The sequence below is a fragment of the Streptomyces sp. NPDC002574 genome (assembly GCF_042889545.1).
Classification (GTDB): Bacteria; Actinomycetota; Actinomycetes; order Streptomycetales; family Streptomycetaceae; genus Actinacidiphila.
The window spans coordinates 1-26881 of the sequence record NZ_JBIARB010000010.1 but is presented as its reverse complement, the minus strand read 5'-3'; the positions used below and the strand labels follow the sequence as shown (position 1 = coordinate 26881).

The window sequence follows — 26881 nt, the reverse complement described above, 5'->3', positions numbered from 1 at the left end:
CGATCAGGCGCCGGCGGGCTGCCGGATGTTGGCGTTGACCCAGTCCACGACCTCGGTCGTCGTCGCACCGGGGGTGAAGATCGCGGCGACGCCCAGATCCCGCAGCGGGGCCATGTCGTCCTCGGGGATGATGCCGCCGCCGAAGACCTTGATGTCGCTCGCCTCGCGCTCCTTGAGCAGCTCCAGCACCTTGGCGAACAGCGTCATGTGGGCGCCGGACAGGATGGACAGCCCGATCGCGTCGGCGTCCTCCTGGATCGCGGTGTCGACGATCTGTTCGGGCGTCTGGTGCAGGCCGGTGTAGATGACCTCCATACCGGCGTCGCGCAGGGCGCGGGCGATGACCTTGGCCCCGCGGTCGTGGCCGTCGAGCCCCGGCTTGGCCACCACGACCCGGATCGGACCGGACACTCCCATCACTGCCTCCAACACGATTACTGCGCTCAGCGGGCACTTCTGTGAACGAACGTTATCGCCAGCATCCCCCGACCGGACAGTTTCGCGAAGGCCCCGGAGGGGGAAATTACCTATTGGGACACGTTCACGTTAGAAACGCGTTCGGCCCGTGGTCGTCATCGGTTGAGCAGGCGACGCGGGCTTTCGCGTTCTCGGCGCACGGGGGACAGAGCCGTCTCCGTGTGCCGCACGGGAGGTAGGCCATGGGCGTCCTGTCTTTCGGTGTCGGAGACCGTCTGGTGCGTCAGGCGGCCTACGTACGAGCCGCGGCGATCGAGATCGCCATCCTGACCGGTCACGTTTTCCTGTACCCGACCGGCATCTTCCAGGAGCGCGGGCCGGAACCCCCGGTCGGCGAGACGGAGGAACCGACCCGCATCCCCACCGCGGGCCGCAGCCACCCACCGGTGCTGCTGCTGCACGGCTTCGTGGACAACCGTTCGGTGTTCGCGATGCTCCGCCGGTCCCTGCGGCGGCACGGCTGGCCGCATGTACAGGCGGTCAACTACTCCCCGCTGACCTGCGACATCCGTACGGCCGCGGCGTTGCTCGGCCGTCATGTGGAGCAGATCTGCGAGCAGACGGGGCACAGCCAGGTGGACATCGTGGGCCACAGCCTCGGCGGGCTCATCGCGCGCTACTACACACAGCGACTGGGCGGGGACAGCCGGGTCCGCACCGTGATCACCCTCGGTACCCCGCACTCCGGCACCCGTGCCGCGCCGCTGCTGAACCCGCACCCCATCGTCCGGCAGATGCGGCCCAACTCCGACCTGATCGAGGAACTGGCCGAGCCCGCGCCCGGCTGCCGTACCCGTTACGTGGCGTTCTGGAGCGACTGGGACGAGATGATGAGCCCGGTCGAGGCGGCCCGCCTGGACCACCCGGATCTCATCGCCCGCAATGTGCACGTCGCGGGCGTCGGGCATCTGACCATGCCGGTGCACGCGGCCATCGCGGCCGGCATCCGGCAGGCGCTGCTCGGGGAGGAACGGGCGTCCGGCGCCGTCGACGCCGCCTGACGGACCTGCCCCCATAAGCATCGAAACGCCATCGAACACAACGCATCGTCCCTGCCGGGATCCCGCCGAAGATTGTCGCCGTCGGCCGCAGGGGGATACAGTCGCCGCTAATTCTCCTGCTGCCGAGGCGAAAGAGAAGCGGTGAACGACCGTCACCCGTCGGGGTATGCCCCCGAGTACAACGCCTACGGGCACGAGGGCTATTCCAGCGCCTCGTACCCGTCCGCAGGCGCTGTCCACACGGATGACGACCCGCTGTTCGGCTCGTGCCAGGGGTACCCCGCGTACGACACCGGCACCCAGGCCACCGGCTCGTGGGACACCACCGCGACCGCCTACTGGCAGCCCCAGGACCCCACGGCCGGTTACGGCGACCCCGCCGGCGCGGCCACGGGCACCTGGTACGCGCAGCCCGCGGCCGAGACGTACGACTACACGGCGTACGAGCACGCCCCGGTGTACGAGTACCAGGAGCCGGAGCCCGCCCTCCCGCACGAGCCGCTCCCCCATGAACACCTCCCGCACGAACCCCAGGCGTACGTGCCCCACGCCCGCGAGCCGGAGGCCGGTCCCCACGGGACCGCCGCGGAGGACTGGGCGGACGGCGAGGACGCCTACCCGTTCGACGAGCACGACGCCGAGGACCCGCACCCCGCCGAGCCGGAAGAGGAGTACGACTCCGCGCACCGCGCCGACGACACCGGATACGACGGGGACCCGGACGGCGCGCCCGTCCTCCCGCGCCCCCGCGCCGGCAGCCGCCGGCGCCGCCCGGCCCGCCGCTCGGCGCTGCTGACCGTCGCCGTCCCCTCCGTCGCCGTCATGGGCGTCGCGGCCTGCGCCGCCGCCGTGACCGTCAACACGGAGGAGGGCGACACCAGCACGACGCAGGCGGACGGCATCGTCGGCGGCGCCAAGACGCCCACCACCAAGCTCGACCAGCAGCTGGCCGGGGTGAACCGGGACGTCGACGACTTCGCCTCCCGCGCCAGCCGCACCCAGGAGCGCCTGGACATCAAGGAGCGCCAGGCAGCGGAGCGGAAGAAGAAGGCGCAGGAGGCCGCCCGCAAGGAGGCGCTGCGCCCGAAGTTCCTGCTCCCGGTGACCGAGCACGGCCTGAGCGCGTACTTCGGTCAGGCGGGCGTCAACTGGATGTCGGTCCACACGGGCATCGACTTCCCGGTCAGTTACGGCACGCCCGTGATGGCCGCGACCGACGGCACCGTCCGCACGCAGTGGAACAGCGCCTACGGCAACATGGCCATAGTGACCGCGCCCGACGGCACGGAGACCTGGTACTGCCATCTGAGCAGCACCAAGATCCGCTGGGGCAGCGTCAAGGCCGGCGAGGTCATCGCCTATTCCGGCAATTCGGGCAACTCCACCGGACCGCACCTGCACTTCGAGGTCCGCCCGGCCGGTGGCTCGGCGATCGACCCGCTGCCGTGGCTGCTCAAGCACGGCCTCGACCCGCGCTGAGCCCCTCCTGCAGAGTACGTCCAGGCGCCCGTGCGGCTCCCCCACGGGAAGCCGCACCGGCAATCCCGGTCCGCTAGAGCTTCTCCACCGGCGCGTAGCGCAGCAGCAGCACCTTCGGCCGCTCGTCGCCGAAGTCGATGGTGGCCTTGGCCTTCTCACCGCTGCCGTCGACGGAGACGACCGTGCCCAGCCCGAAGGTGTCGTGGTTGACCCGGTCCCCCACCGTCAGCGCGATGACCGGCCGGTCCTGGGTACGCCGGGTGGCGAAGCCGGACGGGCCGCCCTTGGACGAGGACCGCGACAGCATCGAGGCCGCCGCCGACACCGAGGCGGACGGTGTCGGGGAGGACCCCGTGCGCCGCCACTCGATGAGCGATTCCGGGATCTCCTCCAGGAAGCGGGAGGGCGGGTTGTACGACGGCTGGCCCCACGCGCTGCGCATGCTCGCCCGCGTCACGTACAGCCGCTGCCGCGCCCGCGTGATGCCGACGTAGGCGAGCCGGCGCTCCTCCTCCAGCTCCTTGGTCTGGCCGAGCGCGCGCATGTGGGGGAAGACCCCGTCCTCCATGCCGGTCAGGAAGACCACGGGGAACTCCAGGCCCTTGGCGGTGTGGAGGGTCATCAGCGTTATGACGCCGCCCCCCTCCTCGTCGTCCGGGATCTGGTCGGAGTCGGCGACCAGCGCGACGCGCTCCAGGAACTCGGCGAGCGTGCCGGGCTCCTCCTCGGTGCGCTCCTGCTCGAACTCCAGGGCCACCGCCGCGAGTTCCTGGAGGTTCTCGACGCGGGTCTCGTCCTGCGGGTCGGTGGAGGCCTGGAGCTCGGCCAGGTAGCCCGTGCGCTCCAGCACCGCCTCCAGGACAGTGGCGGGGCCGGCGCCGGAGTCGACGACCGTGCGCAGTTCCTCCAGCAGCTCGTTGAAGCGCTTGACGGCGTTGGACGAGCGGGCGGCCATGCCGTAGGCCTCGTCGACCCGGCGCAGCGCCGCGGGGAAGGAGATCCGCTCGCGCGAGGCCAGGGCGTCGATCATCGCCTCGGCGCGCTCGCCGATGCCGCGCTTGGGCACGTTGAGGATGCGGCGCAGCGGGACGGTGTCCTCGGGGTTGGCGAGCACGCGCAGGTAGGCCAGGACGTCCCGGACCTCCTTGCGCTCGTAGAAGCGGACTCCGCCGACGACCTTGTACGGCAGGCCGACGCGGATGAAGACCTCTTCGAAGACACGGGACTGCGCGTTGGTGCGGTAGAAGACCGCGACCTCGCCGGGCCGCGCGTCGCCCGCGTCGGTCAGCCGGTCGATCTCGTCGGCGATGAACTGCGCCTCGTCGTGCTCCTGGTCGGCGACGTAGCCGGTGATGACCGGACCCTGGCCGGCCTCCGTCCACAGGTTCTTGGGGCGGCGGGAGGCGTTGCGCTCGATGACGGCGTTGGCGGCGGTCAGGATGTTCTGGGTGGAGCGGTAGTTCTGCTCCAGCAGGATCGTGCGCGCCTGGGGGTAATCCTCCTCGAACTGGAGGATGTTGCGGATGGTGGCGCCGCGGAAGGCGTAGATGCTCTGGTCGGCGTCGCCGACCACGCACAGCTCGGCCGGCCCCTCGCCGCCCTCCTGCGCGTCTCCGCTCGCCGTGCCGACCAGTTCGCGCACCAGGGTGTACTGCGCGTGGTTGGTGTCCTGGTACTCGTCGACCAGGACGTGCCGGAAGCGGCGCCGGTAGTGCTCGGCGACGTCCGGGAAGACCTGGAGCAGGTTGACCGTGGTCATGATGATGTCGTCGAAGTCGAGCGCGTTGGCCTCGCGCAGCCGCGACTGGTACATCGCGTAGGCCTCGGCGAGCTTCTTCTCGAAGGGGTTCTCCGCCTGGTCGGCGAAGGTCTCCTCGTCGATGAGCTCGTTCTTGAGGTTGGAGACCTTGGCGCTGAAGGACTTCGGCGGGAACTGCTTGGGGTCCAGGTCCAGGTCGCGGCAGACCAGCGCCATCAGGCGCTTGGAGTCGGCCGCGTCGTAGATGGAGAAGCTGGAGGTGAAGCCGAGCTTCTTGGACTCCCGGCGCAGGATGCGGACGCAGGCGCTGTGGAAGGTGGAGACCCACATCACATTGGCGCGCGGGCCGACGAGTTGCTCGACGCGCTCCTTCATCTCGCCGGCGGCCTTGTTGGTGAAGGTGATCGCCAGGATCTGACCGGGGTGCACCTTGCGGGCGCCCAGCAGATGGGCGATGCGGTGGGTGAGCACCCGGGTCTTGCCGGAGCCGGCGCCCGCGACGATGAGCAGCGGGGAGCCGGTGTGCTCGACGGCGGCGCGCTGCTGCTCGTTGAGCCCGTCCAGCAGCGCGGCGGGGTCGACGGCGGGGCGCGGCGCGCCGTCCCGGTAGTAGGCGTCCCGGTCCGCGGGCGCGTCGAAGCGCCCCTCGAAGAGGTCGTGCGGAACCGCTTCGGCCTCCTCCTCGGGGGGCGGCGGGTGCTCCTCCCGCGGTTCGAAGCCGGCCAGGAAGCTGTCGTCAAAGAGGCTGCTCATCGCCTCCCGAGTCTAGGCGGTGGGACCGACACCGGTGCGCCGCTTCGAGGAGCCCGGCGGACGCGGGGCCCGCGGCGGCGCGTGCCGGAGAGCGGCCGGAGGGACGCCGGGCAGCCGCCGGAGGGGTGCGAGAGGGCCGCCGTAGTACCACCGGAGGGGCGGGCAACGGCCCGGATGCGTAAAGGTCACGAAATGATTGCGGACAATTCGAACACCAGCCTTCCCAGGAGCCACCCCAGTTGACTAGCGTGCCCCCTCAGGCGGTCCGCACCGAACGGCGGCGACCGAGCCGTCACGGCCGCCTCCGCTGAGTCCGGCGACCGCCGGAGCCGGGGACCCACCACTTTGGGGTGAATCGGTCCGTACGGGCGCACCGCGCGTGCGCCCGGACGACCGTAGGGCGGCCTTCCGAAGCCCGAACCCGACAGCTAACCCGGTAGGCGGTCCACGGAAGGAGCCGTCCGACTTGGCGACGCACCGCAAGCCGCGCCCCCGCATGCTCACCGTCCCCGGCCCGCGCACGGCCGTGGGGCTCACGACCGCCGCACTGGCGACCGTCACCCTCCTCGGCGAGAGCGCCAGCGCGGCGCCCGCCTCCCCCGACAAGCCGTCCATCACCGAGGTCAAGGCCAAGGTGGACGCGCTCTACCACCAGGCCGAGGCGGCCACCGAGCGCTACAACGGCGCCAAGGAGCAGACCGACAGGCAGCGGACGCAGGCCGACCAACTGCTCGACCAGGTGGCCCGCAGGACGCAGACGCTCAACGACGCCCGCCGCACGATCGGCGAGTACGCCTCGGCCCAGTACCGCGGCGGCGGTCTGGACGGCACGACGACCTTCCTGCTCACCTCCGACCCGCAGCAGTTCCTGGACCAGGCGCACCTGATGAACCGCCTGTCCGACCGCCAGGAGCACGCGATGGAGGCCTTCCGCACGCAGCAGGAGGCGACCACGCAGAAGCGCACGGAGGCCGTCCAGAGCCTGCAGAAGCTCACCGAGGCGCAGACGCGGCTGGCGACGGAGAAGCGGGCGGTCAAGCAGAAGCTGGCCGCCGCGCAGCAACTGCTCAACACCCTGACGGCCCAGGAGAAGGCGCGGCTGGCCGCACTGGAGAAGAAGCGCGAGCAGGAGGCCGCGGACAAGGCCCGTGCCATCGCCGCCAAGGAGGAGGCGGCGCGGAAGGCGGCCGGGGGCACGTCGGTCGCGGGAGGCGGTTCGACCACGACCTCGACGGCGTCGGGCACCTACGCCGCCAAGGCGGAGAAGGCGATCGACTTCGCCCGTGCCCAGATCGGCAAGCCCTACGTGTACGGGGCCACCGGCCCCAACTCCTTCGACTGCTCCGGCCTGACCCAGGGCGCCTGGGCCGCCGCGGGCGTCTCCATCCCCCGCACCACCTACGACCAGGTCGACTTCGGCTCCCGCGTCACCGCGGACCAGCTGCAACCGGGCGACCTGGTCTTCTTCTACTCGGACGTGACCCACGTCGGCCTCTACATCGGCGGCGGCCAGATGATCCACGCGCCCCACACGGGAACCGTGGTGAAGATCGCCCCGATCACCGAGATGCCGATCTACGGCTACGCCCGGATGGCCTGAGTCCCCCGCCTCCCCGCTGAGGGGCTCAGGTCCAGAGCACGGCGATGAAGATGTTGGCGGTGGTCAGCGCGCCCACGGCGCCGAAGGCCGCCGCCGACACCTTCTCGTCGTCGCGCTTGACGTAGACGAGGCCGAGGACGACCACCAGGACGGCCAGCTTCACGCCGATCTTGACGTTGTTCACCGGCTGGTCGTCGGCCTGGTTGAGCCCGACCAGCAGCGCCCCGGTGACCAGCATGGTGAGCGCCCCGTGCAGCATGCCCGGCACGAAGCGCGCGTCGCCGCGGCCCATGGCCTTCATCTGGGTGAGGAAGCCGCCGAGCAGGGCGGCGATGCCGATGATGTGCAGGCCGACGACGAGGTTGATGAGTACGTCCATGGCTCAGGACCCTAACCACGCCCGTATCAGCATTCGGCACCGAGGTGGGCCCCTTCCGGCGCATCGGTCACGGCTGGACCGCGAATGACCAGGTCACCCGTCGAACAGCGGTCATCGGGGATCAGGTAGTGGCCGAATCGGACCAGTCCCGCACACTCCACCGCCGGCTGCCGACGCACAGGTTTAGCGTCCTGCCCCAGGTGGCCGATCCCCACTGCCGGCGGGACTCGTCGTCGGCATCGGCCACCCCCGCCGAAGGTCCGGCGGCGGCGCGGCTCCCCGTCCGTCCGCCGCCGGACCGCGGGCAGCAAGTCCGGCAGCTCGGAAGGAGTGACGGCGCGTGGCGTCGCACAGAAAGCCCAAGGAGCGCACTCTCACCGGCTCCACCGCGCGCACGGCCGCCACCCTCGCCATCGCGGGAGCGGCCTCGGTGACGGTGTTCGGTGAGACCGGGCACGCCGAACCACGGCTGACCACCTCCGAGGCCAAGGCCCGGGTGGACCGGCTCTACCAGGAGGCCGAGCAGGCCACCGAGCGGTACAACGGGGCGAAGGAGAAGGCCGACACGGTCCAGCACCGGATCGACGACCTGCAGGACGAACTCGCCCGCAGGACCGAGCGCCTCAACCGCACCCGCGACGGACTCGGTTCGATCGCCACCGCCCAGTACCGCAGCGGCGGCGTGGATCCTGCCATGCAGCTCGCCCTGGCCTCCTCGCCCGACCAGTACCTCGAACGGGCCGGACTGCTGGACCGCATGAGCAGCCGTCAGAACGCCGCGCTGCACGCCCTCGGCTCCCAGCGGCGCGAGATCGAGCAGTTGCGCACCGAGGCCGGGACCGAACTCGACGAGCTGCGCCGCTCCCGCGCCGAACTGGCCCGCCACAAGCGCACCGTGCAGGAGCGCCTGGCCTCCGCGCAGCGCCTGCTGGACGGGCTCACGGCGGGCCAGCGGGCCGCCGTCCTGGCGGACGGTGGCCAGGGCGCGACCCGTTCCGGCGGGCGGGCCGGCCGCGCGGTCGCCGCGGGCTCACGGTCGGCGCTGGCGCCCGCGGTGGCCCCCAACGCCCGCGCCGCGCGCGCCGTCTCCTTCGCGTACGACTCCCTCGGCCTGCCCTACGTCTGGGGCGCCACCGGCCCGTCCTCGTACGACTGCTCGGGCTTCACGCAGGCCGCCTGGCGGTCCGCCGGGGTGGAGCTGCCGCGCACGACGTACACGCAGATCAACGCCGGCAGCCGGATCTCCCGCTCCGAACTGGCCCCCGGCGACCTGGTCTTCTTCTACTCCGGGATCAGCCACGTCGGCCTGTACATCGGCAACGGCATGATGATCCACGCCCCGCGCACCGGCGACGTGGTGAAGATCGCCCCCGTCGACCAGATGCCCTTCGCGGGGGCCACCCGCCCGGCGTGATCCCCGCGTGGTCCCCCGCTTGATGCCCCTCGCTCAGACCAGCCGGCGCGCGGTGGCCCAGCGGGTGAGCTCGTGCCGGTTGGAGAGCTGGAGCTTGCGCAGCACCGCCGAGACGTGCGACTCGACCGTCTTGACGGAGATGTAGAGCTGCTTGGCCACTTCCTTGTAGGCGTAGCCGCGGGCGATCAGCCGCAGCACCTCGCGCTCGCGCTGGGTGAGCCGGTCCAGGTCCTCGTCGACCGGAGGGGCGTCGGTGGAGGCGAAGGCGTCCAGGACGAAGCCGGCCAGCCGGGGCGAGAAAACCGCGTCGCCGTCGGCGACCCGGAAGACCGAATTGACCAGGTCGGGACCGGTGATGGTCTTGGTGACGTAGCCGCGGGCACCGCCGCGGATCACGCCGATGACGTCCTCGGCGGCGTCGGAGACCGACAGCGCCAGGAAACGCACGGGGTGTTCGGGGTCCGCGCTCAGTCCCGCGCAGCGCTTGAGCACCTCGACCCCGCCGCCGCCCGGCAGGTGGACGTCGAGCAGCACCACGTCGGGCCGGGTCGCGGTGATGACCGCGACCGCCTGGTCGACGTCGGCGGCCTCGCCGACCACGTCCACGCCGGTCCGCTCGGTCTCGCCGATCTCGGCCTGGACCCCGGTGCGGAACATCCGGTGGTCGTCGACGAGGACGACCCTCACGCGCCGATCGTCGGTCATGACGGCCTCCCTGCTCCCGAGTCCTGCTGCCGCTCCATCTCCAGCTCCACTTCCGTCCCCCCGCCCGGCGCGGGGCGCAGCCGCGCCTCGCCGCCGTTTCGCCTCATCCGGCCGATGATGGACTCGCGTACGCCCATCCTGTCCGACGGTACGTCGTCCAGGTCGAAGCCGGGGCCCCGGTCGCGCACGGACACGAAGACCCTGTCCCCCTCGACCTCCGCGTACACCTGCACCGGCTCGTCGCCACCGTACTTGGCGGCGTTGACCATGGCCTCGCGGGCCGCCTGCATCTGCGCGACCAGCCGCTCGTCCAGCGGGCAGTCGCCGACGCACACCACCTCGACCTGAACGCCGTGCGCGTCCTCCACCTCCGCCGCGGCGCGGCGCACCGCGTCGGCCACGGTGGTCGGCTCGTCCTCCCGGCCGTTGCCCTCGGGACGGTAGAGCCAGGCTCGCAGCTCGCGTTCCTGCGCGCGGGCCAGCCGGGCCACCTCGCGCGGGTCGTCGGCGTGCCGCTGGATCAGGGTCAGGGTGTGCAGGACCGAGTCGTGGACGTGCGCGGCGACCTCGGCCCGTTCCTGGGCCCGGATGCGCGCGAGGCGCTCCGCCGACAGGTCCTGCGTCATGCGCACGAGGTAGGGGCCGGCGATGAGCGCGACGCCGACGAGCACGGCGAGCGCGGCCTGCAGGATGGTGCCGAGGTGGCTGACCGAGCCCTGCACGACGAGGAAACCGGTCACCCCGACGCCCACCAGGATCACCCCGGCCGCGCCGCGCGCGACGGGCAGCAGCCGCTTGCCGCGGCTGAGTTCGGCCCAGCGGGCGCGGCGGGCGTTGTCCGCCTGCCGCCACACCAGCGCGACGCCGAGGCCGATCAGCAGCAGCGGCCAGACGTAGGCGTTGGCGGCGCCGAGGTCGAGGTTGTCCAGCAGGATGCCGAGGCCCACGGCGAGCGCGAGCAGCGCGACGATCTGGCCCCGGTCGGGCCGCCGCCCGGCGAGCCACGAGCGGGCGTCTCGCGGCTCCTTGGCCTCCACGACCCCGCCGACGCCGAGCGGCACGACGAACCAGAAGACCGCGTACAGCAGGATGCCCAGACCCTGGATGGTGGCCAGCACGACGAAGACCACCCGCACCCACGCCACCGGCAGCCCGAGGTGCCCGGCCAGACCGCGGGCCACACCGCCGATCATGCGTCCCTCGGAGCTGCGGTACAGCTTGCGGACCTGCGGCTCGGCCGGGTCCGGCGGGGCGAAGTACGACGCCCCGGTGGACGGGGGTGTCTGCGGGCCGGCGGGTGACATGCCCCGATCGTCACACGTTTCGCGGACGGTGGGTATCAGGGTTGGCCCCCATGCCCGGTCAGGGTCGTTCCGGATACCGGCGGGGCCCGCGGGCCGCCACCATGGAGCCATGACGGAGCAGTACACGCAAGGCACGCCCGAGGCGGCCCCGCAGCGGCGCAGGCTCACCCGCAGCCGCGGGCGGAAGGTGATCGCGGGCGTCTGCGAGGGGGCGGGGCGGTACTTCGACATCGACCCGGTGGTCTTCCGGATCGTGCTCGGCGTGCTCGCGCTCACCGGCGGCCTCGGGCTGGTGGCGTACGGCCTGGGCTGGCTGCTGATCCCGGCCGAGGGGGCCGGTGAGAACGGCGAGCCGGCCGAGAGCGAGGCGCACCGGCTGCTGTCCGGCCGTGTGGAGGGCGCCGCCCTGACCGCCGTGCTGATGGCCCTGGTGGGCTGCGGGCTGTTCCTGTCGCTGCTCGGCAGCGGGGGCAACCTGGCGTTCTCCCTGGGGCTGGTGGCCGCGTTCGCCGGCGCCGTGTACTGGTCGCAGCACCGGCAGCGGACGGCCCAGGCCCCGGTACCGGGCACCGCCCCGCCGCCGCCCACCCAGCCGCCGCCCGCCCCGGTCACCTCGGCGTGGTGGAAGGACGGCCCCTTCGAGGACTCCGTCTCCGCCGCGGGCGCGGCGGGCGGCGGGGGCTATCTGTGGGGGCCGGACGACGGACCCGCGGACGACGAGCGCGACCGCCACGAGTGGCGGCGGCGCCGGCAGGCGGTCCGTCGCGAGGGGGCCTGGCTGGGGGTGCCGGTGTTCTTCCTCGCGGTGGCGGCCGCCACCGCCTGCGTCGCCGCGACCTGGAACTCGCAGCCGCTCGGTACCGCCCTGCAGATCGGACTCGCCGCCGCGCTGGCCGTCTTCGGCCTCGGCTTCGCGGTGAGCGGATGGTGGGGACGGCTCGGCGGCGGCACGGTCTTCGCGGTCGTGCTCACCGCGGCCCTGCTGGTCGGCGCGTCGGTGCTGCCGAAGTCCGTCGGTCACGAGTGGGAGCACCGCACCTGGACTCCCTCCACGGTCGCCTCCGTACAGGACTCCTACGAACTGGGCACGGGTCAGGCGACGTTGGACCTGTCCCGGCTCGAACCCGGGGGACGCACCGTCTCGACCCGCGCCCAGGTCGGCGCGGGACAGATCGTCGTCAAGGTCCCGGCGGACGTCACCCTGGCGCTGCACGTGAGCGTGGGCCTCGGCGACGTCCGACTGCCGGGTGACGCGGAGGAGGACGTCGACGTGCAGCCCGGAGTGGACAAGACGGTCAGGCTGGAGCCGGCGGACGGGAAGAAGTCCGCCGGGACGCTGGAACTGGAGGTCGAGATGGGTGTCGGTCAGGTACAGGTGATCCAGTGAACCGGCACCGCTTCCGCCCTTCGGCCCTCTTCACCGCGCTGGTGCTGCTGGCCCTGGCCACGGTGTTCCTGCTGGACGCCGCAGGCACGCTCGTCCTGCCGCCGCGCGTCGCCGTCCCCATGACCTCCGCCGGCCTCGGGCTGGCGGCGCTCGGTGCGTTCATCGCCCGTTCGGCCCGTGCGCGCCGCGGCGGGCCGCCCCCGGAGCTCTCGGACTCCCCGGGCCGTCACCACGGCGGCCGCCGGTAGACGCGCAGGGGCCGGCAAGGGGCGCCCCGCCCCTCACTGGCCGCTGCGCACCGGTCCGTACGGTTCAGCCGTAGAGCCGGCGCCCCCCGCGTCCCCTGCGGCGGGCGATGGCCGCGTCCACCGACAACTGCGGCGCCCCGGCGAGTATCAGGGGGAGCCACGCCATCAGGTAGATCAGGTCGTTGCCGTAGTAGTAGGGCTGGGTGGCCCAGCTGACCGTGAGCCACAGGCTCAGCGAGATGAGGGCGCCGCCGAGGGCGGCGATGCGGCTCAGCAGTCCGATGAGGATGCCGACGCCCGCCGCGACCTCGCCGAAGGCGATGGCGTAGCCGAAGCCGTGCGGGCTCTTCAGGGCCAGGTCGATCATCGCTGGGATGGCGGCGCTGCCGCGCACCCCGTTGAGGGTGCCGACCAGGGAGCCCGGCGCGGAGTCGGTGAAGAAGGTGTCCGACAGCAGTTTGTCGAAGCCGGCGTAGACGAAGGTCACGCCGAGGAAGATGCGCAGGGGCAGCAGCGCGTAGCGCCGGGCGGTGTCCCGCCACGGTCCCTGTGAGGGATCCGTCCCCGAGTCTCGTGTTCCGCTCATTCCCGCTGTACCCGTCACACTCATGACGTCCGCCCTCTCACGTCCACGCCCGGCCCGATGCCCCCTCCCGGACGATTCTCCGGGAGCGCCATAGCCGGATACGTACGCCAACGGTCAATCGTTCAATCAAAAAGCTCGGAATCCTGGCGGGCTATCCGCTCATATGTCGGCTGATAGTTGATCCAGGCGACCAGATCGTGTCCCAGTTGCTCGCGGGTGGCCACCGCGTCGTCGTGGCCGATGAGCACCGGCGTGCCCGCCGCCTTGGCGCTGAGCTGCACCTCGCAGGCCTTCTCCATGGTCATGAACCACCATGCGGCGGCGTCCACCGTCTCCCCGACCGTCAGCAGCCCGTGGTTGCGGAGGATCACTCCCTTGTGGGTGCCGAGCACCACGGCGATGCGCCGCGCCTCGGCGTCGTCGACCACCACGCCGGTGTAGGAGTCGTACACCGCGTGGTCCTCGTAGAAGGCGCACGCCTCCTGGCTGATCGGCTCCAGCCGCTCGCCGAGCGCCGCCAGCGCCCTGCCGTACGTGGAGTGGCTGTGGACGACGGCCACCGCGTCGGGACGCGCCAGGTGCACATGCGCGTGGATGGTGAACGCGGCCTGGTTGACGTGGTGACGCCCCTCGACCACCGCACCCTGCTGGTTGACCAGGATCAACTCGCCGACGGCGACGTGCGCGAAGGGCACCCCGAAGGGGTTGACCCAGAAGTGGTCGGTCAACTCCGGGTCGCGGACCGTGATGTGGCCCGACACGCCCTCCTCGAACCCCATCCGGCCGAACGCCCGCAACGCCGCCGCCAGTCGCTCCTTGCGGTGCCGCCGCTCCTCGGCCGGGTCCTCGAACGTCGGCGGCAGGGCGAAATGCAACTGGTCGGGCGGTACGGGCTGCGGCGCGGTGTCGGTCATGGCGCGGAAGTTACCTGGAGGTACGGCAGATGAACAGGGGCGATACGAGGTTTCCCCCGTACCGCCCCAAGCCGGCCCCACTCAGGGGCTCACTCCCATTCGATGGTGCCCGGCGGCTTGCTGGTGACGTCCAGCACGACCCGGTTGACGTCCGCGACCTCGTTGGTGATGCGGGTGGAGATGCGGGCCAGCACCTCGTAGGGCAGCCGCGACCAGTCGGCGGTCATGGCGTCCTCGCTGGAGACCGGGCGCAGCACGATCGGGTGACCGTAGGTGCGGCCGTCGCCCTGGACACCGACCGAGCGGACGTCGGCGAGGAGGACCACCGGGCACTGCCAGATGTCGCGGTCCAGACCGGCCGCGGTGAGCTCCTCGCGGGCGATGGCGTCGGCGTCGCGCAGCAGGTCCAGCCGCTCCTTGGTGACCTCGCCGACGATGCGGATGCCGAGGCCCGGGCCCGGGAAGGGCTGGCGCTGGACGATCTCCTCCGGCAGGCCGAGCTCCTGGCCGACCATGCGGACCTCGTCCTTGAACAGCTTGCGCAGCGGCTCGACGAGCTGGAACTGCAGGTCCTCGGGGAGGCCGCCCACGTTGTGGTGGGACTTGATGTTGGCGGTGCCGGTGCCGCCGCCGGACTCCACGACGTCCGGGTAGAGCGTGCCCTGGACCAGGAACTCCACCGACTCGCCGTGCGCGCCCGCCTCGGCGACGATCTCGCTCGCGGCCTGCTCGAAGACCCGGATGAACTCCCGGCCGATGATCTTGCGCTTCTCCTCGGGGTCGGAGACCCCGGCGAGCGCGGCGAGGAAGCGCTCCTCGGCGTCGACGACCTTCAGCTGCACGCCGGTGGCCGCGACGAAGTCCTTCTCGACCTGCTCGGACTCGCCCTTGCGCATCAGGCCGTGGTCCACGTAGACGCAGGTCAGCTTCTCCCCGATGGCCTTGTTGACCAGGGCGGCGGCGACCGCGGAGTCCACCCCGCCGGACAGGCCGCAGATCGCGCGCTTGTCGCCGACCTGGGCGCGGATCGCGGCGACCTGCTCCTCGACCACGTTGTGCGTGGTCCAGTTCGGCGCGATGCCCGCGCCCCGGTACAGGAAGTGCTCCAGCACCTGCTGGCCGTGCTCGGAGTGCAGCACCTCGGGGTGGTACTGGACGCCGTAGAGCTTCTTCTCGTCGTCCTCGAAGGCGGCGACGGGCACGAGGTCGGTGGTCGCGGTGACCGCGAAGCCCTCGGGGGCGGCGGAGCAGGTGTCGCCGTGCGACATCCACACCGAGTGCTCGGCCGGGGTGCCCTCGAAGAGCGTCGAGCCGGTCTTGCCGACGTGCAGCGGCGTGCGCCCGTACTCACGGGCACCGGTGTTGTCGACGGTGCCGCCGAGGGTGATCGCCATCAGCTGGAAGCCGTAGCACATGCCGAAGACCGGGACGCCGGCCTCGAAGAGGGCGCGGTCCAGCCGCGGGGCGTGCTCGGCGTAGACCGAGGACGGTCCGCCGGACAGGATGATCGCGGCGGGCCGCTTGGCCAGCATCTCCTGCACCGGCATGGTGCTCGGCACGATCTCGCTGTAGACCCGGGCCTCGCGGACACGACGGGCGATGAGCTGCGCGTACTGCGCCCCGAAGTCGACGACGAGAACGGTGTCGGGGGCGGCTGGGGTCGCTGATGCCACGGTGGGCCTTCCGGCGGGTCGAACGTGGGGTCCCTGCCGATTCTACCGGGGCCCACGGCTTTACTTCCCCGCCCCGAGGAGTCACACTGTCCGCCATGTTCAGCAGCACGCACTTCGCGTTTACCTATGGCACCGACTGGTCCGGCTGCCATGGTCGTGCTGTCTGATCGCGGAAACGCATTCCAGACGTCACCAGGCGCCCCGGGCCACACGGCCCGGGGTGCTTGGCGTATGCCTCCCCGGGCAGGTCAGGCGCCCAGACCCCCGAGGAGAGACCATGAGCGGCACGGCAGCACCCACCGGTCGGGAACGGCCCGAGCAGGAGCGCACCCCGGACGCCGAGACCGTGATCGCCGGCGCCCGGCAGCGCATCGACGACCTCGACGCCCGGCTCATCGCGCTGATCCGGGAACGGATGACGGTCTCGGCCGGCATCCAGCGGGCCCGGATCGCCTCCGGCGGCCGCCGGGTGCACCTGGCCCGCGAGATGCAGGTCCTCGGCCGCTTCCGCGGTGAGCTGGGCAGGCCCGGCACCGCGCTGGCGATGACCCTGCTGGAGCTGTGCCGCGGCCGCGTCTGAGACGTTCGGGCGCCGTGGGCGGAGGCCGCCCCCGGACGGGCCGTGTGACCCGTTCGGGGGGCATCACCCGTACGGCACGTGACCGCCTCCGGGTGCCTTCGTTGAATCCGGTGTCCGTGCCAGCCAGGCGCGGTCACCCCGGGCCAGGGGTAGCAGGGACAGCAGGACAACAAGACGTCGAAAAGCAGGACACCACGCGTGGACACCGCTCAGACGCAGCTGGGCGGGGTGGCATCGGAACGATGAGGCGCGCCCGCGCCTAGTGGAAGCACCGCGGGCCCGCCGTGGGACCTCGTTCCGGTGGATGTGACCGGACGGCAGGGGACAGCAGCCCGGTCACGACTCGAAAGTGGCGGTCGGCTCCGGGGACGCCGGGGGCCGGCCGCTCTGCGAGGAACACACTACTCATTTCGCGGCACTTGGGCAGACATCCGGCCCACGATCGAGTGAGTCGCCGTCCGTCACGACTTCGGGGGCACCGGCGGGACCGGGAGCAGCGGCAGGCGCAGGGCGCCGAAGGCGTCCTGCGGGACGACCGGCTGCTTCGGCTCGACCGGCGTGACCCGGCGATAGGCCTCGCCCTGGGCCGGACGCGGATCCGCCTCACCCTTGTTGGGCCACAGCGACATCGCCCGTTCCGCCTGCGCGGTGATGGTCAGCGACGGGTTGACGCCGAGGTTGGCCGACACGGCCGCACCGTCCACCACATGGATGCCGGGGTGCCCGAACAGCCGGTGGTACGGGTCGATGACGCCGTGCTCCGCGTCCTCGCCGATCGCGCAGCCGCCCAGGAAGTGCGCCGTGAGCGGGGTGCCCATCAACTCGCCGACATTGCTGCCCGCGAAGCCGTTGATCTCCTCGGCCAGCAGCCGGGCCGCCTCCGCGCCCTCGGGGATGAAGTCCGGGTTGGGCGCGCCATGGCCCTGGCGGGCGGTGAGCAGGCCCTTCCCCAGGCCCTTGGGCTTGCGGTAGGTGGTCAGCGAGTTGTCCAGGGACTGCATGACCAGGCCGATGATGGTGCGCTCGGACCAGCGGCGGTTGGACAGCGAGCGCATCAGCAGCACCGGGTGGCGGACGCAGTGCGCCAGGTAGGCCAGGCCGCGGGGCAGTTTCGTGCCGTGCGGGACCTGCAGGATGGACAGGCCGCCCATCGAGTTGGAGCCCTTGCCGTAGCGGACCGGCTCGATGTGGGTGTTGTCGTTCGGGTGGATCGAGGACGTGATGGCCACGCCCCGCGTGAAGTCCACCGTCTGCTCGCCCGTCCGCCTGCGGTAGCGGCGGCTGTCGGTCTGCGCGCCCACCAGGGCCTCGGAGTTGGTGCGGGTCAGCTCACCGAGCCGGGCCGAGACACCGGGCAGCCGGCCCGCGTCGCGCATGCGGTGCAGCAGCGTCTGCGTGCCGTAGGTGCCGGCCGCGACGATCACGTACCGGGCGCGCAGCACGCGGGGGGCGGCCTTGCGGCGGTCGGTGGGGACGACGGAGACGTCATAGCCGCCGCCGGGGTTCTCCTCCAGCGCGGTGACCGTGGTCATCGGGTGGATCACCGCGCCCGCTTTCTCGGCGAGGTGCAGGTAGTTCTCGTTGAGGGTGTTCTTGGCGCCGTGCCGGCAGCCGGTCATGCACTCCCCGCACTCGGTGCAGGCCCGCCGGGACGGCCCCTCGCCACCGAAGTACGGGTCGGGCACCTCGCCGCCGGGCGCGGCCTTGGCGTCGCCCCCGGCGTCCTGGCCGTCGCCGAAGAACACGCCGACCGGGGCCATGTGGAAGGAGTCGCCGACGCCCATCTTCTCGGCGGTGGCCTTGAGGTGGACGTCGGAGGGGGTCATGGTCGGGTTGAGGCGCACGCCCAGCATCCGCTTGGCCTGGTCGTAGTAGGGCGCGAGCTCTTCCCGCCAGTCGGTGATGCGGCCCCACTGGCGGTCCTCGAAGAACGCCTTCGGCGGCACATAGAGGGTGTTGGCGTAGTTGAGCGAGCCGCCGCCGACGCCGGCGCCGGCCAGGATCATGACGTTGTCGAGCAGGTGGATGCGCTGGATCCCGTACAACCCGAGGGCCGGGGCCCACAGGTAGTCCTTGACGTGCCAGGAGTTCTTCGGCAGGGACTCGCGGGTCCAGCGGCGGCCCGCCTCCATGACGCCGACCTTCCAGCCCTTCTCGGTCAGGCGCAGCGCGGAGACGGCCCCGCCGAAGCCGGACCCGACCACGATCACGTCGTAGTCGAGGTCCTGGTGCTGGTCGTGGTGGTGGTCCTGTCCGTCGTCCCGGGTCTGTGCCATCGGCTCGTCCCCCATCAGCGGAGCCTCAGTGCCTTCATCACGCGGAGGCTGCGGCTCATGAAGGCCGCGTACGCCGCGTCGTCCATGCCCAGTGACGGGGCCATCGGCAGCAGTCGCTGCGTGGCCACGGTCTGCGCCTCGGTGTACTTCAGGATGCCCTCGGAGCCGTGCCGGCGGCCGAGGCCGGAGTCCTTCATGCCGCCCATCGGGGAGCGCACGCTGCCGTAGGCGGACGAGTAGCCCTCGTTGACGTTGACGGTGCCGCTGCGCAGGCGGGCGGCGACGCGGGCGCCACGGCGGGCGTCCTTGGTCCACACGCTGGAGTTGAGGCCGTAGGGCGTGGCGTTGGCGCGCTCGACGGCCTCGTCCTCGTCGGTGAAGCGGTAGACGGAGACGACCGGGCCGAAGGTCTCCTCGGTGCAGACCGCCATCGGGGCCTCCACACCGTCCAGGACCGTCGGCTCGAAGAAGAACGGGCCGACGTCGGGGCGCGGCCGGCCGCCGGTGAGGACGGTCGCGCCCTTGGCGACGGCCTCCTCCACGTGCCGGGTGACGGTCTCCAGCTGGCGCTCGCCGGCCAGCGAGCCCATCCCGGCGCCGTAGGCGAGGGCGGTGCCGAGCTTGAGGGCCCGGGTGCGGGCGGTGAAGCGCTCCAGGAAGGCGTCGGCGACCGACGCGTGGACGAAGAGCCGCTCGATGGAGATGCACAGCTGCCCGGCGGAGGAGAAGCAGGCGCGGACCGCGCCCTCGGCTGCCTTGTCCAGGTCGGCGTCCTCCAGCACCAACAGGGCGTTCTTGCCGCCCAGTTCGAGGGAAACGCCGATCAGGCGGGCGGCGGCGCGGGTCGCGACGTCGCGGCCGGTGCGGGTCGAGCCGGTGAACGACACGTAGTCGGCGTGCTCGACCACGGCGGGGCCGACGACCGGGCCCTCGCCGATCACGATCTGCCAGACGTCGGCCGGCAGCCCGGCCTCGATCAGCTGCTCGCGCGCCCACAGGGCGGTCAGCGCGGTCTCGGTGTCGGGCTTCATGACCACGGCGTTGCCCGCGACGAAGGCGGGCAGCGCGTCGCCGATGGACAGCTCCAGGGGGTAGTTCCAGGGGGCGATCTGCCCGACCACACCGCGCGGGTGGCGCAGTTCGCCGACCTTGGTCAGCACCGGGATCGCGCCGGTGTGCCGCTTGGGCCGCAGGTACGACGGGGCCTTCAGCCCGTAGTGGCGGGCGGCGACGGCGACGGCCTGCACCTCCTCGTGCGCGTGCAGCCGCGTCTTGCCGGTCTCCAGCTGGATGAGGTCCAGCACCTCGGCCTGCCGGCGCAGGACCAGGTCGTGGAACCGCAGCAGCACCGCGGCGCGCTTGCGGACCGGGGTCGCCGCCCAGGCCCGCTGCGCCTCCCGGGCCCGCTCGTACGCCGCCGCCACGTCGTCCGGCGTCGACTCGGGCAGCTCCGCCAGCGTCTCGCCGGTCATGGGCGAGTGGTTCGCGGTGCGGCCGCTGCCGCCCACGCCCCGGGTGAGCCGTGCGACCAGTTCGGGGGTCACCACGTCGGCGGCCGTCCTGGTACCGGCGGGGGCGACCGGGTTGCCGTCGCCGGCCGGACCGGCGGGACCACTTGGGGGGAAGTCCGTCATGGCGGGAGAGTACGGCGGGACGGCACCGCGTGCATACCCGTCAGTAGCTACTTTTCACAATTACGCCAGCAAAAGCTGGCAAGAACGCCGCAGGGCCGTCCCGGCCGGGACGCCAGGGGCGGAAAAGGGCGCCGTCAGGACCGCGGTTCGGCCCGCCAGGTCTGGAGCGCGACCTGGAACCGGGCGAGGGACGCGGGCCAGTCGGCGGCCGGGGCGCCCATGTAGATCGCGTACTCGGTGCCGTCGGGGGCGCGGTACGCCTGGTCGACCGCGCGGCGCGGCCCGGGGTTCTCCTTCCCGGCGGTCCAGGTGAACTCCCACAGCGCGCCGTCGCCCTCGCGGAAGGTGTTCTGGTGCAGCCGCACGCGGGTGTAGCGGGGCAGCGCGCGGACGTCCTTCTCGAGCGCGAGCAGGTGCATGTACGGATTGGGGTCCGCCGGGCGGCTCTCGATCCCGATGCGCAGCCGGTGCGCGCCGTTGTCGGGCGTGTAGTCGATCTGGTCGCCGTCCAACTGCCGCTTCCAGCCGCGCGGTACGGCCACGCTGAACCCGGCCGGGTCCGTGACGCGCACGTACCCGGCGGGCACCCCGCCGGTCGCACCGGCCGCGGTGTCGCCGCCCCCGTCGTGCAGCACGGCCACGACGACGGCGGCCGCGAGCAGCGCAGCCGCCACCGGCACGGCGACCGCCGCGAGGACCCTGCGCCGCACCCGCGGCCCGCCGTGGTGCGACCCGCCCGCGGCCACGACCGCCAGCGTGGTGGCGAGCTGCCCCGCGGGCGTCCGGGCGGCCGGCTCCTTCTGCAGCAGGCCGGTGATCACCGGCCGCAGCGGTCCCGCGGTGCGGGGCTCGGGCGGCTCCTCGTACACCACCGCCTGCAGCGTGCCGATCGGCGAGGTACGGCGGAACGGGGAGCGGCCCTCGACCGCGGCGTAGAGCGTCGCGCCCAGCGACCACAGGTCGGACTCGGGCCCCGGCCGGCCGCCACGGGCCCGCTCGGGGGCCAGGTAGTCGACGGAGCCGACGAGTTCGCCGGTGCGTGTGATGGCCGAATCACCCTCGACGACGGCGATGCCGAAGTCCGACAGCAGCACCCGGCCGTCGCGGGCGAGCAGCACGTTGGCCGGTTTGACGTCGCGGTGCAGGACGCCCGCGGCGTGCGCGGCGCGCAGCGCGTCGAGCACGGCGGCGCCGACCCGGGCGGCCTCGCGCGGGGCGAGCGGGCCCTGCTCGCGGACCGTCTCCTCCAGGGAGCGGCCGTCCACGAGCTCCATGACGATCCACGGGCGGCCGTCCTGCTCGACCACGTCGTGGACGGTGACCACGCCCGGGTGGTTGATCCGGGCCGCCGCGCGGGCCTCCTGCTGCATGCGGGTCTGCAGCAGTGCCCGGTCCTCCTCGGCGAGATGGGCGCCGAGGGTCAGCTCCTTGATCGCGACGGTGCGGCGCAGCACGACGTCCTGGGCCTCCCAGACCCGGCCCATGCCACCGCTGCCGATCAGGTCGCCCAGCCGGTACCGTCCGGCCACCACGCTGCCGCTGCCGCTCGCGCTTCCGATCATTCCGCTGCCCCCACGGGCTGTTCGACGCCGCGACCGTCCGTTCCGGTTCCGGTCCCGTTCCGCGCACGGGACCGGCGCGGGACCTGCGTGGGACGGGTCAGGTGCCGTAGGTCTCGGCCGCCTTCTCGAAGTACCGCTTGACGTCCGAGCGGCGGTTGTCCGGACCGACGACCAGCACGACGTGGTACTTGCCGTCCCGGATCATCACCAGGTTGCGCGCGAAGAGCTGCTGCCCGGAGGCGTCGCTCCAGCTGAACTCCCCCTCCGCCGCGGGGATGCCGCCCATGTCGAGGCGGCGCAGCCCGGAGGCCGAGGACCAGCCGGAGGCGCGGAAGCCCGCCAGCTCCGGCTCGTCGTTCTGGTACGCCATGGGATCGCCGCCCTTGGCGGCGGCCGAGTCGCGGCCGGGGACGACGAGCAGCTGGTAGTCCCCGCCGGTGTAGCGGACCTGGCCGTCGCCGTTCCTGCCGCTGCGCTGCCAGCCGTTGGGCACGGCCAGGTGGAAGCCCTCCGGGTCGGTGCGCAGCTGGAAGTCGCCGCCGAGACCGGTGGTCACCGTGTTGCCGGGGGGCGCGGACCGGGTGGGCGGCACGCTGCTCGCGGGCGCCCTGCTCGTCGGCGTCCGCGACGGCGAGGTCCTGGACGACGGGGCGGAAGGGCCCTGCGAACCCTGCGGCTTGTCGTCGCCACCGGGCACCTGTGCGGGCAGGGTGCGGGACGGGCTCGATCCGCCCTCGTCGGCCGTGCCACCGGCGCGGGGCAGGAAGACCACGGCGTAGACCACGGCCGCGGCCAGCAGCGCCAGGACCAGCGCGACGAGCATCAGCCCGAGCGTGCGCGGCCCCCGCCCGCCCCGCTTGCGATCCTTTGACCGCTTGTGGCGGCCGTGGGCCATGGGTACCGGCACCGGATCGGCGGCGGCCCTGCGGCGGCGGACGAGCTCGCCCCGGCGCCGCACGATGGGCAGTTTGTGCGCGTCGTCGGCGGGCACCGGCACGGTGCGCAGCCCGAGATCCGGCTCAGGAGCGGAGCGCACCAGGGAGCGCAGCCAGCCGCGCAGTTCCTCCACGTCCGGCCGCTCCTCGGGGTCCTGCCGCAGCAGGGACTCCACGACGGGCCGCAGCGGGCCGCACTCCTCGGCGAACGCGGGGGGCTCGGCGACGACGAGCTGCACCAGCTCGTTCGTGGACTCCTCCGGGAACGGCGGATGGCCCTGCACACTGCGGAAGAGCAGCGAGCCCAGCGCCCACAGGTCGGCGGCGGGGCCGACCGGAGGTGCCAGCTGCCAGTTCTCGTGGACCTCGGTGGCCTGCTCCGGGGCCCAGCGTTCGGTGACCGGGCCGACCACGGTGAGCCGGGCCTGCCGGGCGCGCTCCAGCTCCAGCACCGAGTGCGGGCCCTCCCAGCCGGCGCCGCCCGCCTCCTCCTCGCCGCCGCCCGCGAGCGCGGGCACCGGCAGCGTGTTGTAGCCGCACAGCGCCTCCTGGGCGGCGCCGACCGCGAGGCCGGAGAGCATCGCGCGGCCGTCGTCGCAGACCAGCACGGTGCCGGCGGTGACATTGCGGTGGGTCCAGCCGTGGGCGTGCAGCACGCGCAGCGCGGTCAGCACGTCGTTGCCGACCTCGGCGGCGCGGTACGGGCTCAGCTTCTTGTCGGCCAGGAGCGCGGCGAGCGGGCGGGCGGAGACCAGCTCGCTCACTATCCAGACGCTGCCGTCCTCGACGAAGATGTCGAAGACCTGCACCAGCCTGGGGTGGTCGGGTATCGCGGCCGCCGCGCGGGCGGCCTCCAGCGCCCGGCGCGCGGTGTCCCCGCCGTCACCTCGGTACGGCTCCGGCTCGGCACCGACGACCTCCGGCAGCAGCACCTGGCGTATCAGCACCTCCTGGCCGCTGTAGGTGTCGAAGGCCCGGGTCTCCACCAGTTCGTACTCATCGGCGGGCGGCCGCGGCAGGCGGTAGCGGTCGGCCAGTACCCGTCCCGCGTAGTCGTCCACGACGCCTCCCCAAAGCGTCAGATCCGATCCGATCTGGATGCGGACAGTCCGCAATGATTCACGATACGTGCTCGAGCGGCGTCACTTGGCCGGTTTGAAGGTGTTGTACAGAGCGGCGAGCATCGCCTTGGTCTGCGCGCTGTTCCAGTCGGCGTCCGGGGCCGTGAAAAGGATGGCGTACCCGTGCGTGTCGTCGGTGACGAAACCGCGGTTGACCGCCCGCATCTTGGTGCCGTGGGAGGTGAAGGTGAACGTCCAGTCGGCGACGGTGCGGTAACCGCGCCAGGACACCGGGGCGATGGCGATGCGCTCGTAACCGGGGTAAGCGCCCCGCGTGCTCGGCTCCTGGTCGCGCCAGGCCTTCGCCGCGTCCTTGCGGGGCGTGGTCGTCCAGTCGACCTGGACGCGCGGGCTGTGGCTCGCGTTGAATATCCGGCCGCTGCCGTAGCCGTTGCCCTTGCTGTCCGCCGCCCAGCCGGCGGGCAGCGCGATCGAGAAGCCGCCCTCATCGGAGGTGTAGGGCTTCCATCCCGACGGCACCGAGCCGGCGGAGTCGTCGGACCCCTTGCCGGAACCCGAGGTGTCGCCGGACGAAGGCTCGGTGGTGGACCCGGAGTCGCCGGACCCCTTGCCCGAGCCGGAGTTGTCGTCGTCCTCGTTCTTGCCCTTGCCGTCACCGGACGTGTCGTCGCCCTTGACGCCGCCGTTGTCACCGGACTTGGTGCTCGACGAGGACGTGGACGAGGCCGAGGGACCGGGGGACGCCCCGGAGCCCGTGCCCTCGCCGCCGCCGGCCGCCCAGACGCCGATGAGCGTGCCGAGCACGGCGAGCACGACCACGCCCGCCACGATCAGCAGGATCCGGCGGCGCCGCTCGTCCTGCAGGAAGGGCGGCAGGGTGAAGGGCACCGAGGCGACCGCCGCCGGGGCCGGGGCGGCCGCGGGAGCCGGCACCGGCTCCGGCGTGGTCTTCGCGGCACGCAGCGCGGCCTGGTCGGCGGCGGCCTCGCGGGTCGCGGGCGGCGCGTCGGTGGGCGTCGGCTGCGGGTCGGTGGGCACCGCCATGGCGCGGGTGACGTCGGGGGCCGGTGCGACGGGGACGACCGGGGCGTTGGCGACCTCGGTCAGCATCGGCCGCACGGCCGCGTCGTCGAGGCGCTCCTCGGGGTCCTTGGCGAGCAGCCCCTGGATCGCGCCGGCCAGCGGGCCCGCGTTCCTGGGGGTCTTGAGCTGCTCGGTCATCACGGCGGTCAGGGTCGCGATGGCGGAGCCCTTGTCGTACGGCGGCCTGCCCTCCACGCACGCGTACAGCAGCGCACCCAGAGACCACAGGTCGGCCGGCGGGCCGGGCTTCTGGCCGCGGGCCCGCTCGGGCGAGATGTAGGAGGGGGCTCCGACGAGCATGCCGGTGGAGGTGACCGACGGGTCGCCGTCGATCTGGGCGATGCCGAAGTCGCTCAGCACGACCCGGCCGTCCTGGGCGAGCAGCACGTTGGACGGCTTGACGTCGCGGTGGAGGATGCCCTCCTTGTGCGCGGCACGCAGCACGTCCAGCACGGTCAGGCCCACCTCGGCGGCGCGCTTGGGCGTCAGCGGGCCGTCCTCGCGGATCGCGTCGGACAGCGAGCGGCCCTCGACCAGCTCCATCACGATCCAGGGGCGCTCGTCCTCCTCGACGACGTCGAAGACGGTGATCGCGCCGGTGTTGCGGATGCGGGCGGTCGCCTTGGCCTCCCGCAGGGTGCGGGTGATCAGGCGGCGCTTCTCGTCCTCGTCGACATTGCCCGGGAAGCGGAGCTCCTTGACGGCGACGGTACGGCCCAGGGTCTCGTCGACAGCCCGCCAGACCGTGCCCATGCCGCCCTTGCCGAGCACGGCACCCAGCCGGTAGCGGCCGGCGAGGAGACGGTGGTCGGTGTCGGTGTCATGCGCCTGACCCATGAATTCCCTCTGCAGTCGCTGAAGATGAAGCTCCCTCATCGCCTGCTTTCGGCGACCGCGGGATGGAGAGCTCCATCATCCCTGACAATGCCCCGTGGTCCCACCCCGGCCTGACCCTGTGCTAGTCGTTCAGGACGAGTCCGGCAACGGCGTTCTCGAACACGCGCCGGTCAGAGGCCCATTGGGCTGCCGGGGCGGAGAGGTAGACGGCGAACTCCCGCTGTCCGGGATCGCCGAATCCGAGGTCGATCGCGCGGAAGGTGCGCGCCTTGCCCTCGAAGGTGAACTCCCATATGGCGGCGGGCCGTCCGCGCCACTGCGTGCTCTGCATGCGCAGCTGCTCGTAGCCGTCCAGCTTCGGGATCGTCTGCGCCTCTTCGTCCTTGAAGTGCTGCAGCGGGCTGGGCCCGGCGAAGTCCAGCGTGCCGATGCGCAGTCCGACCAGCTGGGTCGGGTCGACGTAGATGATCTGCTGGCCGTCGTCGCTGACCTGGCGCGTCCACCCGTCGGGGATGGGCACGGAGAAGCCGCGGTCCGGTTCCTCGGCGAGGTGGTAGCCGTCCGGGACGGGGGACGGGCTGTACGAGGGGGACGGCGAGGAGGGCGCGGAGGTGGACGGCGTGCTCGGCGGCGCCGAGGGGGACGTCGGTCCGGGCGAGTCCGCCGCGGCGTCGTCCGCGCCGCCGAAGTGCCGGCCCGCGTACACGCCGCCCGCGGCGAGGGCCGCCACCAGGACACCGACGGTGATCCACAGCGGGGCGCGCCGACGGCGGACGGGCGGCGGAGTCGGGGCAGGTGCCGGGGCGGGAGCCTGCGGCTGGTACCGCGACATCGCGGCGGCGGTGACGGGCGCGGTCACGCCACCGGCCGGGGGACGGACGACCGCGGTCGGCCCGGTCAGCGGCTGCGGGTGTGTCAGGGCGTCGCGGGGGACGTTGGCGGTGGTGGTCTCGGCGGCCACCGCCCGCAGCATCCGCTCCGCCTCCGGCGACGACAACCGCCGCTCCGGCTCACGCACCAGCAACCCCGCGATCACCGGAGCCAGCGCACCCGCACGACCCGCCACCGGCACCTCATCCGTGGCAATCGCATACGCCGTCTCGATCGCCGTGTCCCGGCGGAACGGCGAACGCCCCTCCACCGCCTGGAACAACGTCGCCCCCAACGCCCACAGATCCGCCTCAGGACCCGGCGCACCACCCGTCAACCGCTC

At 72.5% G+C, this 26881-nt stretch carries 20 protein-coding genes, 1 pseudogene and 1 riboswitch; of the genes and pseudogenes, 7 read left to right on the top strand and 14 right to left on the bottom strand.

Features of this window, described 5'->3' with window-relative positions; translation table 11 throughout:
- Positions 1–3: 3 nt before the first annotated feature.
- Positions 4–417 carry a cobalamin B12-binding domain-containing protein gene (locus tag ACFYXS_RS24730; RefSeq protein WP_389251747.1) on the bottom strand — a complete coding sequence of 138 codons (414 nt, stop codon included), beginning with the start codon at positions 415–417 and terminating at the stop codon, positions 4–6.
- A 242-nt stretch (positions 418–659) separates the two neighbouring features.
- Here ACFYXS_RS24730 and ACFYXS_RS24725 point away from each other — a divergent pair, with 242 nt between their 5' ends.
- Together ACFYXS_RS24725 and ACFYXS_RS24720 are read left to right on the top strand one after the other, a co-directional pair.
- A complete protein-coding gene (locus ACFYXS_RS24725) occupies positions 660–1478 on the top strand; it encodes an esterase/lipase family protein (protein WP_389251745.1) in 819 nt (272 codons plus the stop codon).
- A gap of 141 nt (positions 1479–1619) precedes the next feature.
- Entirely contained in the window at positions 1620–2957 is a 1338-nt protein-coding gene (locus ACFYXS_RS24720) for a peptidoglycan DD-metalloendopeptidase family protein (RefSeq protein WP_389251743.1), read from the top strand.
- A 73-nt stretch (positions 2958–3030) separates the two neighbouring features.
- Here ACFYXS_RS24720 and pcrA read toward each other — a convergent pair whose 3' ends face one another.
- Entirely contained in the window at positions 3031–5469 is a 2439-nt protein-coding gene (pcrA, locus tag ACFYXS_RS24715; RefSeq protein ID WP_389251741.1) for a DNA helicase PcrA, read from the bottom strand.
- A gap of 295 nt (positions 5470–5764) precedes the next feature.
- Positions 5765–5928: riboswitch (cyclic di-AMP (ydaO/yuaA leader) on the top strand.
- A 7-nt stretch (positions 5929–5935) separates the two neighbouring features.
- Between pcrA and ACFYXS_RS24710 the strand changes: the two genes are divergently transcribed.
- Positions 5936–7069, top strand: coding sequence for an NlpC/P60 family protein (locus ACFYXS_RS24710; protein ID WP_389251739.1), 1134 nt, complete (start codon positions 5936–5938; stop codon positions 7067–7069).
- Positions 7070–7094: 25 nt separating this feature from the next.
- Here the strand turns inward: ACFYXS_RS24710 and ACFYXS_RS24705 are convergent, their stop codons facing one another.
- Positions 7095–7448, bottom strand: a complete 354-nt coding sequence (locus ACFYXS_RS24705; RefSeq protein WP_389251737.1) for a hypothetical protein — start codon at positions 7446–7448, stop codon at positions 7095–7097.
- Between the two features lie 340 nt (positions 7449–7788).
- Between ACFYXS_RS24705 and ACFYXS_RS24700 the strand changes: the two genes are divergently transcribed.
- Entirely contained in the window at positions 7789–8862 is a 1074-nt protein-coding gene (locus tag ACFYXS_RS24700; RefSeq protein ID WP_389251735.1) for an NlpC/P60 family protein, read from the top strand.
- Positions 8863–8895: 33 nt separating this feature from the next.
- Here ACFYXS_RS24700 and ACFYXS_RS24695 read toward each other — a convergent pair whose 3' ends face one another.
- Positions 8896–9567 (bottom strand): LuxR C-terminal-related transcriptional regulator, encoded by a 672-nt coding sequence (locus ACFYXS_RS24695; protein WP_389251733.1) that lies wholly within the window; start codon positions 9565–9567, stop codon positions 8896–8898.
- Positions 9564–10871, bottom strand: a complete 1308-nt coding sequence (locus ACFYXS_RS24690) for a PspC domain-containing protein (protein ID WP_389251731.1) — start codon at positions 10869–10871, stop codon at positions 9564–9566. The genes ACFYXS_RS24695 and ACFYXS_RS24690 overlap by 4 nt, the downstream gene beginning before the upstream one ends.
- A gap of 109 nt (positions 10872–10980) precedes the next feature.
- Here ACFYXS_RS24690 and ACFYXS_RS24685 point away from each other — a divergent pair, with 109 nt between their 5' ends.
- Together ACFYXS_RS24685 and ACFYXS_RS24680 are read left to right on the top strand one after the other, a co-directional pair.
- Entirely contained in the window at positions 10981–12258 is a 1278-nt protein-coding gene (locus ACFYXS_RS24685; protein ID WP_389251729.1) for a PspC domain-containing protein, read from the top strand.
- Positions 12255–12506, top strand: a complete 252-nt coding sequence (locus ACFYXS_RS24680) for a hypothetical protein (RefSeq protein ID WP_389251727.1) — start codon at positions 12255–12257, stop codon at positions 12504–12506. The genes ACFYXS_RS24685 and ACFYXS_RS24680 overlap by 4 nt, the downstream gene beginning before the upstream one ends.
- Positions 12507–12570: 64 nt before the next feature.
- Here ACFYXS_RS24680 and ACFYXS_RS24675 read toward each other — a convergent pair whose 3' ends face one another.
- The 3 genes from ACFYXS_RS24675 to guaA form a co-directional block, all read right to left on the bottom strand.
- Positions 12571–13092, bottom strand: a complete 522-nt coding sequence (locus tag ACFYXS_RS24675) for a DoxX family protein (protein WP_389251725.1) — start codon at positions 13090–13092, stop codon at positions 12571–12573.
- A 122-nt stretch (positions 13093–13214) separates the two neighbouring features.
- Positions 13215–14006 (bottom strand): class II aldolase/adducin family protein, encoded by a 792-nt coding sequence (locus ACFYXS_RS24670; RefSeq protein ID WP_389251723.1) that lies wholly within the window; start codon positions 14004–14006, stop codon positions 13215–13217.
- An 89-nt stretch (positions 14007–14095) separates the two neighbouring features.
- Positions 14096–15679: a glutamine-hydrolyzing GMP synthase gene (gene guaA / locus ACFYXS_RS24665; protein ID WP_389251721.1), complete on the bottom strand. Its 1584-nt coding sequence runs from the start codon at positions 15677–15679 to the stop codon at positions 14096–14098.
- A 277-nt stretch (positions 15680–15956) separates the two neighbouring features.
- Here guaA and ACFYXS_RS24660 point away from each other — a divergent pair, with 277 nt between their 5' ends.
- Positions 15957–16259 (top strand): chorismate mutase, encoded by a 303-nt coding sequence (locus ACFYXS_RS24660; RefSeq protein ID WP_389251719.1) that lies wholly within the window; start codon positions 15957–15959, stop codon positions 16257–16259.
- Positions 16260–16720: 461 nt separating this feature from the next.
- Here the strand turns inward: ACFYXS_RS24660 and ACFYXS_RS24655 are convergent, their stop codons facing one another.
- The 6 genes and pseudogenes from ACFYXS_RS24655 to ACFYXS_RS24630 all read right to left on the bottom strand — a co-directional run.
- A complete protein-coding gene (locus ACFYXS_RS24655; protein WP_389251717.1) occupies positions 16721–18535 on the bottom strand; it encodes a GMC oxidoreductase in 1815 nt (604 codons plus the stop codon).
- A gap of 14 nt (positions 18536–18549) precedes the next feature.
- Positions 18550–20169 (bottom strand): succinic semialdehyde dehydrogenase, encoded by a 1620-nt coding sequence (locus ACFYXS_RS24650; protein WP_389251715.1) that lies wholly within the window; start codon positions 20167–20169, stop codon positions 18550–18552.
- 134 nt (positions 20170–20303) lie between these two features.
- Positions 20304–21731, bottom strand: a complete 1428-nt coding sequence (locus tag ACFYXS_RS24645) for a serine/threonine-protein kinase (RefSeq protein WP_389251713.1) — start codon at positions 21729–21731, stop codon at positions 20304–20306.
- 97 nt (positions 21732–21828) lie between these two features.
- Positions 21829–23727 (bottom strand): serine/threonine protein kinase, encoded by a 1899-nt coding sequence (locus ACFYXS_RS24640; protein ID WP_389251711.1) that lies wholly within the window; start codon positions 23725–23727, stop codon positions 21829–21831.
- Positions 23728–23808: 81 nt separating this feature from the next.
- Positions 23809–25668 (bottom strand): serine/threonine-protein kinase, encoded by a 1860-nt coding sequence (locus tag ACFYXS_RS24635; protein WP_389251709.1) that lies wholly within the window; start codon positions 25666–25668, stop codon positions 23809–23811.
- A 121-nt stretch (positions 25669–25789) separates the two neighbouring features.
- Positions 25790–26881: pseudogene (locus ACFYXS_RS24630) on the bottom strand (serine/threonine protein kinase); the annotation flags it as partial.